This window comes from Bacteroides sp. CACC 737 (genome assembly GCF_013874375.1).
In the GTDB taxonomy this organism is placed as follows: domain Bacteria; phylum Bacteroidota; class Bacteroidia; order Bacteroidales; family Bacteroidaceae; genus Bacteroides; species Bacteroides uniformis.
In genome coordinates this window covers 3,356,635-3,373,078 of the sequence record NZ_CP059408.1, presented here as the reverse complement: position 1 = coordinate 3,373,078, position 16,444 = coordinate 3,356,635, and the positions used below count along the sequence as shown (strand labels likewise).

The 16,444-nt window shown below is 46.8% G+C and carries 11 protein-coding genes; all 11 read left to right on the top strand.

Annotated features, from left to right (window positions below; genetic code table 11):
- Positions 1-118: 118 nt before the first annotated feature.
- The 11 genes from H1A11_RS14190 (at position 119) to H1A11_RS14145 (ending at position 16,428) form a co-directional block, all read left to right on the top strand.
- On the top strand, positions 119-1,924 hold the full coding sequence (locus tag H1A11_RS14190; RefSeq protein WP_009037703.1) for a long-chain fatty acid--CoA ligase: 1,806 nt from the start codon (positions 119-121) through the stop codon (positions 1,922-1,924).
- 719 nt (positions 1,925-2,643) lie between these two features.
- Positions 2,644-5,733, top strand: a complete 3,090-nt coding sequence (locus H1A11_RS14185; protein ID WP_005830357.1) for a SusC/RagA family TonB-linked outer membrane protein — start codon at positions 2,644-2,646, stop codon at positions 5,731-5,733.
- A 15-nt stretch (positions 5,734-5,748) separates the two neighbouring features.
- The gene (locus H1A11_RS14180) at positions 5,749-7,350 is read left to right on the top strand and encodes a SusD/RagB family nutrient-binding outer membrane lipoprotein (RefSeq protein ID WP_005834583.1); all 1,602 of its coding nucleotides are present in this window, start codon (positions 5,749-5,751) and stop codon (positions 7,348-7,350) included.
- Between the two features lie 128 nt (positions 7,351-7,478).
- Positions 7,479-8,564 carry a M57 family metalloprotease gene (locus tag H1A11_RS14175; protein ID WP_008662714.1) on the top strand — a complete coding sequence of 362 codons (1,086 nt, stop codon included), beginning with the start codon at positions 7,479-7,481 and terminating at the stop codon, positions 8,562-8,564.
- An 85-nt stretch (positions 8,565-8,649) separates the two neighbouring features.
- Positions 8,650-11,100 (top strand): glycoside hydrolase family 9 protein, encoded by a 2,451-nt coding sequence (locus H1A11_RS14170; RefSeq protein ID WP_181758097.1) that lies wholly within the window; start codon positions 8,650-8,652, stop codon positions 11,098-11,100.
- An 11-nt stretch (positions 11,101-11,111) separates the two neighbouring features.
- Positions 11,112-12,338 (top strand): DUF5009 domain-containing protein, encoded by a 1,227-nt coding sequence (locus tag H1A11_RS14165; protein WP_117964726.1) that lies wholly within the window; start codon positions 11,112-11,114, stop codon positions 12,336-12,338.
- 5 nt (positions 12,339-12,343) lie between these two features.
- Complete coding sequence (locus tag H1A11_RS14160) at positions 12,344-13,747, top strand: family 10 glycosylhydrolase (RefSeq protein ID WP_181757363.1); 1,404 nt, start codon at positions 12,344-12,346, stop codon at positions 13,745-13,747.
- A complete protein-coding gene (locus H1A11_RS14155) occupies positions 13,744-14,496 on the top strand; it encodes a carbohydrate-binding family 9-like protein (protein WP_181757362.1) in 753 nt (250 codons plus the stop codon). The genes H1A11_RS14160 and H1A11_RS14155 overlap by 4 nt, the downstream gene beginning before the upstream one ends.
- A 114-nt stretch (positions 14,497-14,610) precedes the next feature.
- Positions 14,611-15,726, top strand: a complete 1,116-nt coding sequence (gene prfB, locus H1A11_RS14150; protein WP_005830350.1) for a peptide chain release factor 2 — start codon at positions 14,611-14,613, stop codon at positions 15,724-15,726.
- An 80-nt stretch (positions 15,727-15,806) separates the two neighbouring features.
- Complete coding sequence (locus tag H1A11_RS19215; protein ID WP_005830349.1) at positions 15,807-15,941, top strand: hypothetical protein; 135 nt, start codon at positions 15,807-15,809, stop codon at positions 15,939-15,941.
- A 19-nt stretch (positions 15,942-15,960) separates the two neighbouring features.
- On the top strand, positions 15,961-16,428 hold the full coding sequence (locus H1A11_RS14145; RefSeq protein ID WP_181757361.1) for a CYTH domain-containing protein: 468 nt from the start codon (positions 15,961-15,963) through the stop codon (positions 16,426-16,428).
- Positions 16,429-16,444 lie beyond the last annotated feature (16 nt).

The window sequence follows — 16,444 nt, the reverse complement described above, 5'->3', positions numbered from 1 at the left end:
GCAAACTTACGAATAAAAAACGGAAAGGAGTACCCATATTGAATAATTACCCGCTAATATCGGATTAGTTTCAAATGAAACCACTACCTTTGTACCGTATTTACCAATATCAAAAGTTATGACTTATCATCATTTGTCTGTTCTGGTGCACCGCCAGGCAGAGAAGTATGGAGACAAAATAGCCCTGAAATACAGAGACTATGAAACTGCACAATGGATACCCATCTCTTGGAAAGAGTTCTCACAGACTGTACGCCGGACTGCCAATGCAATGGTGGCTTTGGGAATAGAGCCACAAGAGAATATCGGTATCTTCTCGCAGAATAAACCCGAATGTCTCTTTACTGATTTCGGTGCATTCGCCAACCGGGCGGTGACTATACCTTTGTATGCTACCAGCTCACCGGCCCAGGCACAGTATATCATCAACGATGCACAGATACGTTATCTGTTTGTAGGCGAGCAGTTCCAGTACGATGCCGCTTTCAGCGTGTTCGGATTTTGCCAGTCTCTGCAGCAGCTCATCATCTTCGACCGTGCTGTGGTGAAAGATCCGCGCGACATGACTTCCATCTATTTTGATGAATTTATGGCAATGGATGAAGAGTTGCAGCACAATGCCATTGTAGAAGAACGTACAGCAGCTGCCTCAGATGATGACCTCGCCAATATCCTTTATACTTCCGGTACTACCGGTGAGCCGAAAGGTGTCATGCTCCATCATTTCAATTATAGAGAGGCTTTCCGCATTCATGATATCCGATTGCCTTTCATGACAGACCGGGATGTTTCCATGAACTTCCTTCCGCTGACCCATGTATTCGAAAAGGCATGGACCTACCTTTGTATACACCGGGGGGTGCAGGTCTGCATCAATCTCCGTCCACAAGATATCCAAACTACTATTAAAGAGATACGCCCTACACTGATGTGCAGTGTACCCCGTTTTTGGGAGAAAGTCTATGCCGGTGTGCAGGAGAAGATTTCCCAGGAAACCGGTCTGCGTAAAGCGATGATGTTGGATGCCATCAAGGTGGGCAGGACGCATAACATTGATTATTTGCGCCAAGGAAAGACTCCTCCGATGATGCTTCATCTGAAATACAAGTTCTACGAAAAGACCATTTATGCTCTGCTGAAGAAGACGATAGGTATTGAGAACGGTAATTTCTTCCCTACGGCAGGTGCTGCTGTGCCCGATGAAATCTGCGAGTTTGTGCATTCTGTAGGTATAAACATGGTGGTGGGCTATGGTCTGACGGAATCTACGGCTACCGTTTCCTGCTTCCTCAACGAAGGCTATGAGATTGGTTCCGTAGGTACGGTGATGCCTGATGTGGAGGTGAAGATTGGCGAGAACAACGAGATACTTCTTCGTGGTAAGACTATCACTACCGGCTATTACAAGAAACCGGAGGCAACGGCTGCTGCCATCGACCGTAACGGTTGGTTCCACACGGGTGATGCCGGTTATTTGAAGGATAGCCATCTGTATCTGACGGAGCGTATCAAAGACTTATTCAAGACCTCCAACGGAAAATACATTTCGCCGCAGGCATTGGAAACGAAGCTGGCTATTGACCGTTACATTGACCAGATTGCTGTCATTGCCGATGAGCGTAAGTTTGTTTCCGCTTTGATAGTTCCCGTTTATGGCTTTGTGAAGGATTATGCCAAGGAGAAAGGCATTGCATACAACAATATGGATGAGTTACTGCAACATTCCAAGATACAAGCGTTGTTCCGTGCCCGTATCGATACCTTGCAGCAACAGTTCGCCCATTACGAGCAAGTGAAGCGCTTCACGCTCCTGACCGAACCGTTCAGCATGGAGCGTGGCGAGCTGACGAACACGCTGAAGCTGAAACGCTCTGTAGTGGCAAAGAACTACAAGGGGCTGATTGACAAGATGTACGAGGAATAAAACTTTGTTTTTTTGTTTATAACCGTCCGACCTGGGGTGAATCTTTTTCATTCCGGGCCGGACGGTCTGTTTTTTATCTCCTTCTTCTGAACAGAAAGAAACTACCCCCTGCACTGCGAGAAACTAATCATCTGTACACTGCTGACTGGCAGTTTTTATGCTTCTTATTATTCTTACAACAGCTGTTGTAAGAAAAGAACACAGCTGTTATAAGAAAAGAACACAGCTGTTGTAAGAAACTAACATGACTGTGATAAGAATAATGAGATGCGAGAAAATAGTTAGTTTGTCGCAGTGGAGAGGTTAATTTGTTGCGGTGCCGGAGGAGAGTTCTCTTGTAGATAATGAAAGCCTCACTCTTAGGCGAGGGAGAGAAGGGTGATGCCGTAATCTGCTTAAAACCATGCAATAAAGCACCGGTTCTGCCAGCAGCTTTTCTTCATTAACTTTTATTAGCAAACAAATCTTCCTTTTCCGATAGGGTTGTGGTTGTGCCCCCGGTTTTATATACGAGAGCTTAAAAGAAATCTGCAGAATAAAGACATTTGGATAAGCTTAAATATTAACCGTAACATACTAATAGCCTATGAAGCATACAAAGAAGAAGAAATGAGAGGAACAGCCAATCAGACTGGCCGATCGGGATAACAGATTTCCGAGAATCTGTTTATTAACTTAACACATATTTAATCTAATATTTATTTTCCGAAAAACAGCTTATGAAAAAAAGAATTATGCTGACCTTGGTTTGCCTGCTGGCAGCCATCGGTTGGGTAGCAGCCCAAAATTCCCCCATTACCGGTATCGTTATTTCAGCTGAGGACAATGAACCGATTATCGGAGCTTCCGTATTGGTAAAAGGAAGCACTACCGGAGCCGTAACGGATTTAGACGGCAAATTCACTATTACAGATGCGCCCGCAGGTGCGAAAATCCTGCAAGTGTCTTTCGTAGGTATGATAACACAAGAAGTTCCCATCACTCCGGGGACGATAAGAGTCACATTAAAGAATGATGCCAAGCTGCTGGATGAAGTGGTGGTAACGGCATTGGGTATCGCAAAGAAAGAAAAATCACTGACTTACTCTACTCAGGTAGTAAACGGTGATGAATTGGCACGCGTGAAAGACCCCAATATGATGAACGCATTGGCCGGTAAGACGGCAGGTGTGCAGATTAATAAGAGTTCTTCCGGTTTGGGAGGTTCTTCTAAAGTGATTATTCGTGGTAACCGTTCTGTAAGCGGAAGTAACCAGCCGTTGTATGTGATAGACGGTGTACCGTTCGGTTCATCTACCAACGAAAATACCTCAACTACTATCGGCGGAGACAACGACAGTGGTAACTACGACCGTGGCGACGGTATTTCCAATCTGAATCCCGATGATATTGAGAGCATGAACATATTGAAAGGCCCTGCCGCAGCTGCACTTTACGGTAGTTCGGCTGCCAATGGTGTGGTGATTATTACCACTAAGAAGGGCAAGGAAGGACGCGCCAGTATCAGTTTCAATACCAGCACCACTTTCGATATAGCTGCATACGGTATTCCCGAATTCCAGAATCACTATACGGGTGTGTCAACCAGTTGGGGCAGTGATATCAAAGGTAGTCCCGACTATACAGACGATTTCTTCAAAACAGGTGTCACTACTATCAACTCGCTCTCGTTGAGCATGGGTTCGCAAGCTATGCAAACTTACTTTTCCTATGCTAATACTTACGGCAAGGGCGTGGTGGAAGGTAATAGCTTGGTGAAGCATAATTTCAATTTTCGCGAAACTGCCAACTTCCTCAATAACAAACTGACTGTTGATGCCAATATCAATGCGATGTATCAAAGGGGGAACAACCGTACTACTTCGGGAGGTTATTACATGAATCCTTTGGTAGGTCTTTATCACTTCCCGCGTGGTGGTGTTGAAGGTGGAAAGGACTTTAACTACTACAAAGATAATTATCAGATTCTTAATGCCGGTCGTAACATAATGGACCAGAACTGGTATAAATCTCAAGGTACTGATATGGAGCAGAATCCCTATTGGTTGATTAATAAGGTTCCGAATGAGGATACCCGTTATCGTACATTGTTGAATCTGAGTGTGAAGTATAAGTTCAATGACCTGTTCAGTATACAGGCTCGTGGTAGTGCCGACTATGTTGTAGACAAGAACAATACACGTATGTATGCAGGTACCAGCCCGGTGTTGTGTGGTATGAATCCGGCTGGAACAGGAACTAACGGTCGTTACATCTACGGTGAATCAAGTAGCCTTTCTTCTTATGGGGATGTTTTGTTTACTTATCAACAGCAATTCACTAACTTCAGTGTCAATGCTTCGGTAGGTGCCAGCATCAACGATTATACAGGAAACGGTACAGGTTTCGATTCCTATCCGGGTATACTCTCTGTGCCCAACGTATTCACTATGCAGAACTGCTCCTTGAACAAGGGCTCATTGACCGATTGGAAAACCCATACTCAAAGCCAGAGTGTGTTCTTCACCGGTCAGGTAGGCTTCAAAGATCAGATTTATGTGGACGTGACAGCACGTAACGACTGGACTTCAACATTGGCATTTACCAAATACAAAAACAAAGGCTTTTTCTATCCGTCAGTAGGTGTGACATGGTTGCTGAACGAAACATTGAAATTACCTTCTTGGATTGATTTAGGTAAGATTCGCGGTGCATGGTCGAAGGTGGGTAACGGTTTGAATACTTATACTTCAAATCCTCTCAACTCCATTACAAAGAGTGGTAGCATCAATTTCAACAGTACAGCTCCGTTTGCAGAACTGAAACCGGAAATGACTACTTCCATTGAGTTTGGTACTGAGTGGCGCTTTTTCAATAGCCGCTTGGAGTTCGACTTCACTTATTATAAGACTAATACAAAGAATCAACTCTTTACGTTGGATGCTCCGTCAGGTTCACAATACGCCCGATATTACATCAATGCCGGTGATATTCAGAATACCGGTGTCGAAGTTATGTTGAATGGAACTCCTGTCATGACTAAGGATTTCCGCTGGAAAACCGGTGTTAACTTTGCAACCAATAAGAACGAAGCAAAGGCACTGGCTGGTGATGACTTTGGTTATTTTACATTTAGCGGTGGCGAAAGTAACAATGTATGGAGTCGTTTAGAAGTAGGTGGTTCGTTTGGTGACATTTACGGTACTACTTTTGTACGTGACGAAAAAGGCAATATTCAGTATGAACCTGCAAAAGAAGGACAAAAAGATAGTGATAGACTTCCATTGGTGGACAAGACAAATCCGGTGAAACTGGGTAATTCTACTCCTGATTTTAACTTGGGGTGGAGCAATACAATCACGTGGAAGGACTTCTCTCTTTACTTCTTGATTGATGGACGTTTTGGAGGTGAAGTGATGTCTTTGACGGAAGCCGACCTCGATCAGCAGGGAGTAAGCAAGGCAACGGGTGATGCTCGTGACCGTGGTTACGTGATGCTGGAAGGCCGTCAAATTACAGATGTGGAAGGCTTCTATAATCAGGTTGGTGGCCGTGCGGGTGTGACCGAGCATTATATGTACAGTGCTACCAACATACGTTTGCGCGAACTTTCCATTGGCTATAGTCTGCCTCAGGCTTGGTTGGCAAAGACTGGTGTCATTAAGAACGCACAGGTTTCACTTGTAGGCCGCAACCTGTTCTTCTTCAAGAACAATGCTCCATATGATCCTGATGGCATGCTTTCTACCAGCAACCGTCTGCAAGGAGTTGATGTGTTTGGTATGCCTACCAACCGTTCGATTGGGTTCAACTTGAAAGTTAATTTTTAAACAGTAGATATGATTATGAAAAATATATTTAGACTTACAGCTGTAGCGCTGCTGGCAGCTACCTTATTCTCGGCATGTACGGGAGCGTTCGAGGATATGAACACTAATCCGAAGGGAGTGAGCGATGAAGAACTAAAACAAGATAACAACTACATTGGTATGCACTTCATTCCCATGATGCAGTCTATCTATTATAATAAAAATGCAGGTGTCAATGTATGGGAATATCAGCTTATTCAAAATTTGAATGCCGATTTGTGGTCAGGCTATATCAGTACGGCTACTGCATTTGCCGGCAATGTAAGTAATGTGACCTATGCCATGAATGCAGGATGGAATGACAACTGTTGGGATTATGCTTATAGAAACGTAATGGTGGAAAGCTTGAAAATCACCAACAAGTGCAAAGACGATATGGAGACGTATGCCCATTTCGAGGCTATCAATACCATCTGCCGCGTAATAGCTATGTCGCGTCTTGCCGACCAATACGGATGTATTATCTATTCTCACTATGGCGAATCGGCTACTGGTGGTGAGTATGATTCAGGACAGGATGCTTATAAAAAATTCTTTGAAGAATTGAAAGAAGCTGCAGACGTGCTGCGTACTGCTAAAGAAAAGGATGTGGCTTCGTTTATGATGTTTGATTATGCCTATGGAGGTAACTTGAACAAATGGGCGCAGTTGTGTAACACCATTCGTTTGCGTTTGGCCATGCGTATTGTGAAGTATGATGCTGCTTGGGCAAAAAGTGAGGCGGAAGCTGCCATGAACGATAGTAATGGATTGATTGAAACCAATGATGCTAATTTCGGCATTGCAGGAAACGGTTATGTCAATCCGCTTTACGGTATTGCATTCAACTATGGAGATGGTGTTTTAGGCGCTAATATTCCTTCTATCTTGTCTGGTATGGGCGATGCGCGTCTTGATAAGTATGCTACACAGAACAGCAAGAGTGAATATTTTGGTATTCGTCTTGGTATTAAAGGACTGGAAGAAGAAGGGTTTTCGGATGCCTATAAGGCGATTGTAAGTCGACCCAACTTGACAGAAACCTCTCCTGCTATTTTGGCAACTGCTGCCGAAACCATTTTGTTGGAAGCCGAAGCTGCTTTGCGTGGTTGGGATGTAAATGGTAAGGGCACCGCTCAGAGCTTGTATGAAAAGGGTATACGGACATCGTTCGAACAATGGGGAGCCGCTGTGGGCGATTATTTAAGCAGTACGACTACTGCTGCAGCGTATGTAGACCCCGTTATTCCCGCTGCCAGCATTGAAGGCCAGAGCAAGGTGACTGCTAAATGGGACGAGTCTTTGAGTAACGAGGAAAAATTTGCTAAGATTGCCACACAACGCTGGATTGCTATTTATCCTGAAGGTATGAATGGCTGGGCTGAGATACGTCGCACTGGTTATCCCAAATTATTCCCGGTAATGGTGAACTACAGTCAAGGTGAGATTGATACAGATCTTGGCCCACGCCGTTTACCCTTCACCATCAATGAAAAAGGCAATAATCCTACCGGTTATGCCAAAGCCGTCGAAATGTTGGGCGGACCGGACAATGGCGGTACTCGCATCTTCTGGGATGTAGATAAACCGAACTTCTAATCCGCATTATTATCATAGAGATTAAGTGATGAGGACTTTTTGAAGCATGTTTTTTTAAGGGGAAGTATGAAAAACATATTTCATATTTCCCTTTATGTATTTTTTGTTTAATATAATAATTGATTATTATGAATTCAAAATATCTCGTGAATGGCTTGTTTATATTATGCTATTCTATGTTTTTAATGTTTATGAGCGCTTGTTATAATGAGTTGGAAACTGTTGACTTTGAAGAACAAGAAGAACAGCAAAGCGTTTCAATAGAAGATGGTATGTGTATAATCCAATCACTTGGATTCGATACTTTAGATGTGGTAGAGTTGAAGTCAGGTTATCTTATTCAAGGTGATATATACCTTGAAAAAAGTAAACTTGTCACTTATAGTCAACCACAAACAAGGCAGGCTTATCATACTACCGGTTTAATTGGTCACCCCAAACAAAGAGCAATTACCGTTGGTGTTGATAGCTCGATACCTGCATCAGGTGTGGATGATTGGCGAGATGAAATACAGGAAGCCATCAATCTGTGGAATCCTCTTAGTAACCTTAAAATGACTTATACTACAGCTGCCAATCCGGATATACTCATCCGTAGTGATGCTAGCGCTCCTTTACCGAACAATACTATTGCGGCAGGCTCTTGGCCTATGAATGGAAAACCAGGTTCCTCTATTTGGATAAATTTGGATTATGATTATAACAAAACCATTCCAAGACTTCAGAAGATATATAATATGGTACATGAGTTGGGACATTGCTTCGGACTAAGGCATACAAATTGGAAATCATTGGGTGAATCTGTGGCCAATGGTATTACTGGAACTTTTGATTCAGATCCCTATTCTGTGATGAATGGAGGAACTGCCGAATATCAATGGTCTGGGTTTAGTGAGGGAGATAAATCAGCGATAAGTTATTTGTATCCTCGATTTTTTGAAGGAGATTTTGTTAATTACCCAACAGAGGTAAAGCGCTTTGGAGTTGACGTGTATATGGTACGTGTTGTCGGCAATCACCCTATTCTGAAATATGAATGGGGGACTACAGGCATGTTTTTGCTTGCTTCCGAAGGAGATGCTGCTAAAGTTATTTTTGGTAGTCCTGTAACTTCTGAACTTAGGGCATATGTTACTACTGTATATGGAGAAACTTATTGTATTAGTAGAGAGTATGCCACTCAAACAACTATTCAAAGACTTGTTGAAAATTGAGATTAGGCATAGTTCCTCATATATTTGTACTAATTTTCTTCTCCTTTATGCTTTAATCACCTTATAACTTAATAATTATAATATGATGAAGAATGTAATAAAACTTATCTTTTTGCTTTTTGATTTAGTTATCGGTTGCTGCGTTTTGCTTCATGCCCAGGTAGATGAAAAGTTGAAAGCCGACATCGTCAGCACGGGCTACGTGCACAGTCCGTTACCGCTCGACGAGACAAAGGCTTTCGAAACATTCGGCTTGAAAAAGAAAGTGTTGGAAACCGTGATGCTGTGTGATATGGAGGATTTCTCCAAATGGTCGCATAAGGGCATCGGTAAGATTGGTTTGACTGACGAACGGAGCAAGTCCGGCAAGCACAGTCTGCGTCTGGAAGCTCCCGCCCATCCGGAGAAGATTCTTGGCTGGGGTTTGGGACGCGGCACTTGCATGGCCTCTTATGATATAGGAGGTGTGAACTGGGAAGGTTACAACCGCCTGAAGTTCTATATCTATCCCACGTGCGAAGGAGCACGCAGCATCTACCTCAACCTTTATGTGGAGAATGACGGAGAAATAAAAGTACCCGACATTTACGGTCGGGAAGGCTACCACGAAATCAATCTGAAAAATAACCAATGGAACGAATGCTTCGTCGAGATGTCCGGACTGGCGCGCGACAAGGTAACCAAGATTTCATTTGCCATCGAAGTGTTCGGCAAAGAACGTACTATGGGCGACTTCCTTCGCTTCGATGTAGATGCCGTGGAACTTCAGAAGGTGGAGAACCCGGAAACCGTGAAAGGCTGGATGCCTGCACAGAATCGCATCATCTTCTCTACTACCGGTTATAGTATAGAGAGCCCCAAAAGCGCCATTGTCAATGTGGAAAAGCACGGCGGACAGTTCCAGTTGAAGGATGCTGCTACGCAGGCCATTGTTTATACCGGTCCCGTTCGTAAGGAAAAGACCGGCCTGGGAGAGTTCGAGACAATAGACTTTTCCGACTTCAAGACGCAGGGACGTTACGTCATTCAGGTAGGGGATGTCACCACCTTGCCTTTCTATATCCATAAGGATGTGTGGGAGGATTCTGCCTGGCGGATGGTCAACTTCCTGTTTTGCGAACGTTGCGGTTATCCCGTTCCCGGAAAGCACGGGGCTTGTCATAATGACTTGCATGCCACTTACAACGGACATATTATTCCTATAAACGGAGGATGGCACGATGCTGCCGACATGTCCCAACAGACCTTACAGACGGGAGAAATAGCCTATTCCTTGCTCTTGATGGCCGAACGCGCCAAAGAAAAAGGCAATGTCGACTTGTACAACCGCCTGATGGAAGAGGCTTTGTGGGGAATGGACTATGTGATGAAGACCCGGCTGGGCGATGGTTACCGTGCACAGACGTGGGGTACCAATCTATGGACTGACGGTGAGGTAGGTACCGACGACGATGCCGGCCGCCGTGAACTGCTTGTCCATAACGGAGCTTTGGAAAACTTCCTGCTTGCAGGAATTGAAGCGTATGCCTCCATGATGGTTGAGAAGGATGAAGCCCTCAGGAGCAATCTGAAAAAGATTGCAAAGGAAGACTTCGGTTATGCCATGAAACGCTTTAATGAGTTGGGCTTTGCCGAACTGATAAAGAAGGGTGGGGGACATGCCGCCATGGCATCCGAAAGCCAGTATCACGCCAATATTTCATGGGCAGCCAGCATGCTCTACAAGCTGACCGGCGAACAGCAGTATGCCGATGAGGCCGTGAAGGCTATCCGCTACACCTTGCAGTGCCAGCGCACCGAACCGCTGAAAGACAAAGACAAGACCTGCGGCTTCTTCTACCGTGATTTGGCCAGGAAGTCCATTGTACACTATACCCACCAGTCCCGCGACTATGCCTATATGGAAGCCCTTGCCGCCCTTTGCGAGACACAGTCCGGTCATGCCGAGTATGAGCAGTGGATTCGTGCCATGAAACTCTATGGCGGTTATCTGAAGAATATCATGAAGTATGTATATCCTTATGGAATGGTGCCCAGTGGCATCTATCACAAAGATGAAGTGAAGGATTCCGCCAACTTCTACGCCGTTCAGGTAGGGATTCGCAGCGGTGCCGATAAGGATTTCGAGGAACAACTCGAAAACGGTATTCGTCTGGATAAAGAGCATTATTTGCGCATATTCCCCGTCTGGTTCTCGTTTAAGGGAAATATTGCCGTACATTTGTCTACCGGTAAAGCTGCCGCTATCTGTGCCAGGGTACTGAAGGACAAGGAACTGAAAGACATTGCCGAACAGCAGCTCTTCTGGGTTGTAGGCAGGAATCCTTTCGGACAGTCCATGATTTATGGGGAAGGCAGCAACTATCCGCAGCTCTACACGGCATTGCCCGGAGAAACGGTAGGAGAGATACCCGTAGGTATGCAGTCCTATTTCAATGAGGACACGCCCTATTGGCCACAGTTCAATACGGCTACTTATAAAGAGGTGTGGGGCTCTTCGGCAGCCAGATGGCTGATGTTGGTTTCTGAATTCTAAAGCAAGATGATATGAGTGACAAGACTGTTTATTCACGGCGCAACCTGGCCATCGACATGCTGAGGGCATTGACCATGTTCATCATGATTTTCGTCAATGACTTCTGGAAAGTGCATGACGTACCCCATTGGCTGGAACATGCCGTCTATGGTGAGGATTTTATGGGACTGGCGGATATTGTATTCCCCTGCTTTTTGTTTGCAGTGGGAATGTCCATACCTTACGCCATTGAGCGCAGATATGCCAAGGGCTTCTCGGCAGAGTCCACCTTGGGGCATATCCTTTCCCGCACCTTTGCCTTGCTGGTGATGGGTGCGTTTATAACGAACTCGGAGTTCCGGCTTTCACCGGAAGCTCCCTATCCGATAGGAGTATACTGGTTCCTGATGGCCATAGGCTTTATCGGTGTGTGGAACCAATATCCGAAACCGGCTTCCGGCACTCAGAAGAACCTTTTCCGTGCTTTTAAAATAATCGGAGTATTGGTTCTCCTTTACCTTGCCTTCACGTTCCGCAATCCGCAGGGAGGTGCATTCGGTGCCTATTGGGGAATATTGGGCTCCATCGGCTGGACCTATCTGGTATGTGCCGTAATCTATATCTTCAGCCGTGACCGGTTGCAGTATCTGCTGCCTGCCTGGGGTGCCTTTATCCTGATATGCCTGCTGGGTACGCCTTTGCGCGAGGGCTTTGGCGGTGAGGCTATCCTTGCCTTTCCCGAACGCAACTTCTATCAGGGCATGTTGTCCATTCTGCATATCGGCAACGGGGCTTTGCCCGCATTTACAATGGGAGGTGTCATCCTTTCCATTCTCAGCGCCCGCTATGCCGGCAAGGGTGACGGCTGGAAACTCTGCAATGGGCTGACGGTTGCCGTTCTGCTTCTGCTGGTCGGAATTGGGACACACCATTTCTGGATTGTGGCCAAGATGGGTGGCACTCCTCCCTGGGTGTTCTATGTGACTGCCATTTCCGTGGGGCTCTACACACTGCTCGGCTATCTGGTCAGCCATCAGGTCACAGGTTGGTTCAACCTGATACGCCCTGCCGGAACGGCTACGCTGACCACTTATCTGGTACCTTATGTCTTCTATGGCTTTGCTGATGTGACCGGTGTTGTCCTGCCGGACTGGTTCACACATGGATTCATGGGGCTGGTCAACTGCCTTTGTTTTGCCTTTGTGGTAATCGGCGTTACCTGGGTGATGGAAAAACTGCATGTTAAACTTAAAATTTAGATAGAATGAAAAAGAGCTTTTTACCTGCATTCTTGCTGCTGTTCCTTGCGCTGGGCATGTTCTCGTGCCAGCAGGGAGCTAAGGAAACAACCAAGGAATATCCCATGTTCTGGACGTGGCTGGACTATCGTCCCGGCATGAACTTCGACTCCATCTGCCAAGTGATGAACGACATCGGCATGGATGGAATTATGCTGAATGCGCCGACTCCCGACGATTACCGGGCTGCCATACCGGTTGCCCATAAACACGGAATCGAAGTGTATGCCTGGTTATGGACCATGAATCTGGAACACGACCGTGACAAGATATTGAAGGAGCATCCCGAATGGTTCAGCGTGAATCGTAACGGCAAGAGCCTGGCAGACACTACCGCCTATGTAGGCTATTACAAGTTTCTCTGCCCGGCATTGCCCGAAGTCCGCGAGTTCATCAAGGAAAAAATCAAGGCCTACTGTGAAGTGGAAGGCTTGAATGGCATTGCCATCGACTATCATCGTTTTGTGGATGTGGTGCTTCCCACCACCTTGTGGCCCCATTATGGCATTGTGCAGGACCGTGAATACGCTGCGTGGGATTACGGTTACCATCCGGAAATGCTCAGGTTGTTCAGGGAGCAGTACGGTTATGACCCCCGCGAGCAGGAAGACCCTTCCCTCGATGTGAAGTGGCGCCAGTTTCGTTGCGACCAGATAACCGAAGTGGCCAATATGATTGCCGAAGTGGTGCATTCCTACGGCAAGACAATGGCTGCCTCCCCGTTCCCCACCCCGAAGATGGCTTCACGCATGGTGCGTCAGGACTGGGGCAAATGGAATCTCGACATCGTGTTCCCGATGGTTTACCATACCTTCTATACGGGTGATGCCAGCTTCATTTCCGACTGTACGGTTGAGAATGTACGCGACAAGAACGATATGACTACACTGTACTGCGGCATGACCGCCACCGACGGCCCGATGATGTTCGAATGCATGGATGCCGCTCTCAACAACGGCGCCCAGGGAATTGCCGTATTTACCATTCATGGACTGCGTTCTCCGGAGGTGAAGAGGCAGTTCAAGGCTTATACGGACAGTGTCAGAGCCGTGCGTGCCGCCAATGGCGGGGTGATAAAGGCTACCCATCCCGAAGTGGCGGATCCCGACCCCTTCAAGCATGAAGGCATTATGAAGCTGATGCAGGAACGCATGCAGCAAATCATAGCCAAGGCTGCCGGCAAGGAAGAGCCGGCTCCGCTGGCATTGGGCGAGTACAAGGAGGTGGATTCCTATGACGCGACACGCTGCTACCAAGTGGTGGATGAGAATAGCAAGACTACTTTTGACGTGACATTCTATCTTTACGGCGACGTTGTTTCCGGTTGGGATGTAGCAGTAGCAGACAAGGCTTCTACTAATAAGAAATGAAAGGACGTTTTATGATAGTGAGAGATTACGGGAGCAAACTCCTTCTGCTCTTGGTGTTTTCAATGGTAGGCATGGTTTGTTGCAATGCCCAGAGTGGAAAGAGCTTGTGTGTAAAGAAAGTAATGTGTACGGCTTCACCGGAAGGTGAGGCTGTGCCGTCCTTGCTGGACGAGAACGGGATAGAGTTTCAGCCCCTTGATGTGGTCAACTGGAAAGATTATCCCTACAAGCCGGAAGTGAGTTTCCGCATAGCCCATACGGGGCGCGAAATCCTGCTCCACTACAAAGTGAAGGAAGCCAGTGTGCGTGCAGTGGCCTCCGGAGACAATGGCCGGGTATGGGAAGATGCTTGTGTGGAATTCTTCGTATCTCCCGAAGGTGACGACCGCTATTACAATTTCGAATGTAACTGCGCCGGCAGGCTGCTGATTCAGGGAGGTGCAGTCAATGAGCGCCGTCCTACGGTGAGTCAGGAAGTGCTGGGCATGGTGAAACGTTGGAGCTCGTTGGCCGGCGAACCTTTCGAGGAACGTTTGGGCGAGTGCAGATGGGAACTGGCCATGGTTATTCCCGTTTCCGTTTTCTTCCAGCATTCCGTCGGTTCTCTGGACGGAAAAACAATGAAAGGGAATTTCTACAAGTGTGGTGACAAACTCCAGACTCCCCACTTCCTTTCTTGGAGTCCTATCGGGCTGGAACGCCCCATGTTCCACTGTCCGGCCTTTTTCGGCACCTTGTCTTTTGAATAAATCTTTAGGGTGTTCTGGTGGAATCATTTGCCGTTAGCATTACTTATTGGATTGACAATTGCGGAATTATGTGTTTTTTTATACCTTTGCACTTCCTAAATTGTAAATGCATATATGATTACCGCAGAACAACTGAAAGATATCAAAGAACGTACCGAGGCGTTGAACCGCTATCTGGACATTGAAGGAAAGAAGATACAGGTGGAAGAAGAGCAGCTCCGCACCCAGGCTCCCGGTTTCTGGGACGACCAGAAGGCTGCCGAGGCTCAGATGAAGAAAGTGAAAGGCTTGCAGCAATGGATTTCCGGCTACAATGAGGTAAAGACCTTGACTGACGAGGTACAACTGGCTTTCGACTTTTACAAAGACGAACTGGTGACTGAAGAGGAAGTGGACGATGCCTATGCCAAGGCAATCACTGCTGTCGAGGCCCTCGAACTCAAGAATATGCTTCGCGAGGAAGCCGATCAGATGGACTGTGTGCTGAAAATTAACTCTGGTGCCGGTGGTACGGAGAGCCAGGACTGGGCAAGCATGCTGATGCGTATGTATCTGCGCTATGCCGAGACTCACGGCTATAAGGCCACCATCGCCAACCTGCAGGAAGGAGACGAGGCAGGTATCAAGACTTGTACCATCGAGATTTCCGGCGATTATGCCTACGGCTACCTGAAAGGTGAGAACGGTGTACACCGCTTGGTGCGTGTTTCGCCCTACAATGCCCAGGGCAAGCGTATGACTTCTTTTGCATCCGTGTTTGTCACTCCCTTGGTAGATGATACCATTGAGGTGAACATCGAACCTGCCCGCATGTCATGGGATACCTTCCGAAGTGGTGGCGCCGGTGGACAGAACGTCAATAAGGTAGAGTCCGGTGTCCGTCTGCGCTATCAGTATAAGGATCCATATACGGGCGAAGAGGAAGAAATCCTGATTGAAAATACCGAGACACGAGACCAGCCCAAGAACCGCGAGAACGCTCTCCGCCTTCTCCGTTCCATGCTTTACGACAAGGAACTCCAACACCGCATGGCCGAGCAGGCAAAGGTGGAAGCCGGTAAGAAGAAAATCGAATGGGGTAGCCAGATTCGTAGCTACGTCTTCGACGACCGCCGCGTGAAGGACCACCGTACCAACTTCCAGACCAGTGATGTGAATGGTGTGATGGATGGAAAGATAGACGGCTTTATCAAAGCTTACCTGATGGAGTTTGCAGGAAGTGGCGAATAAATTTTCTCCCTTTCATTTGCATTCTTCCCGAATTTCTTCTTACTTTGTTCATCGTTGAACTTTAAACTATAAAACACACCATGGGAAAAAGTAAAAAGAAAGCAATGCACAGCCAGAAGGAAGAGCAACAAGCCAAGAAAGTGATGATGACGATGGGAGTAATAGCCATTGTATTGGTCATCGCCATGTTTGTGGCTTACTCTTACTGGGGCTGATAAAATCACTGGAAACGACATGCCGCAGGAGATAGAACGGAAATTCCTCGTGACGGGAGAATACAAGCCACAAGCGTATGCACACAGCCGTATCGTACAAGGATACATCAGCAGTGTACGTGGACGGACAGTACGGGTGCGCATCCGCGATGAACGGGGATTTCTCACCATCAAGGGTGCATCCAATGAATCGGGAACCAGCCGCTACGAGTGGGAAAAGGAAATTCCGCTGTGCGAAGCGCGGGAATTGCTGAAGCTGTGCGAACCGGGTATCATCGACAAGATCCGTTACCTGGTGCGCAGCGGACAGCACGTCTTTGAGGTGGATGAATTCTATGGCGAGAATGAGGGACTGACTGTGGCCGAGGTGGAACTCTCCTCGGAAGACGAGCCTTTCGTGAAACCTGCATTCATCGGACGGGAGGTGACGGGAGATGTCCGCTACTATAACTCGCAACTGATGAAACACCCTTTCACCACGTGGTAGCAAACCAATTGTGTGC

Coding starts and splice junctions, on each gene's coding strand:
- H1A11_RS14170 (WP_181758097.1), top strand. CDS start 8,650: ATGAAGAATGTAATAAAACTTATCTTTTTGCTTTTTGATTTAGTTATC.
- H1A11_RS14175 (WP_008662714.1), top strand. CDS start 7,479: ATGAATTCAAAATATCTCGTGAATGGCTTGTTTATATTATGCTATTCT.
- H1A11_RS14145 (WP_181757361.1), top strand. CDS start 15,961: ATGCCGCAGGAGATAGAACGGAAATTCCTCGTGACGGGAGAATACAAG.
- H1A11_RS19215 (WP_005830349.1), top strand. CDS start 15,807: ATGGGAAAAAGTAAAAAGAAAGCAATGCACAGCCAGAAGGAAGAGCAA.
- H1A11_RS14160 (WP_181757363.1), top strand. CDS start 12,344: ATGAAAAAGAGCTTTTTACCTGCATTCTTGCTGCTGTTCCTTGCGCTG.
- H1A11_RS14165 (WP_117964726.1), top strand. CDS start 11,112: ATGAGTGACAAGACTGTTTATTCACGGCGCAACCTGGCCATCGACATG.
- prfB (WP_005830350.1), top strand. CDS start 14,611: ATGATTACCGCAGAACAACTGAAAGATATCAAAGAACGTACCGAGGCG.
- H1A11_RS14155 (WP_181757362.1), top strand. CDS start 13,744: ATGAAAGGACGTTTTATGATAGTGAGAGATTACGGGAGCAAACTCCTT.
- H1A11_RS14190 (WP_009037703.1), top strand. CDS start 119: ATGACTTATCATCATTTGTCTGTTCTGGTGCACCGCCAGGCAGAGAAG.
- H1A11_RS14180 (WP_005834583.1), top strand. CDS start 5,749: ATGAAAAATATATTTAGACTTACAGCTGTAGCGCTGCTGGCAGCTACC.
- H1A11_RS14185 (WP_005830357.1), top strand. CDS start 2,644: ATGAAAAAAAGAATTATGCTGACCTTGGTTTGCCTGCTGGCAGCCATC.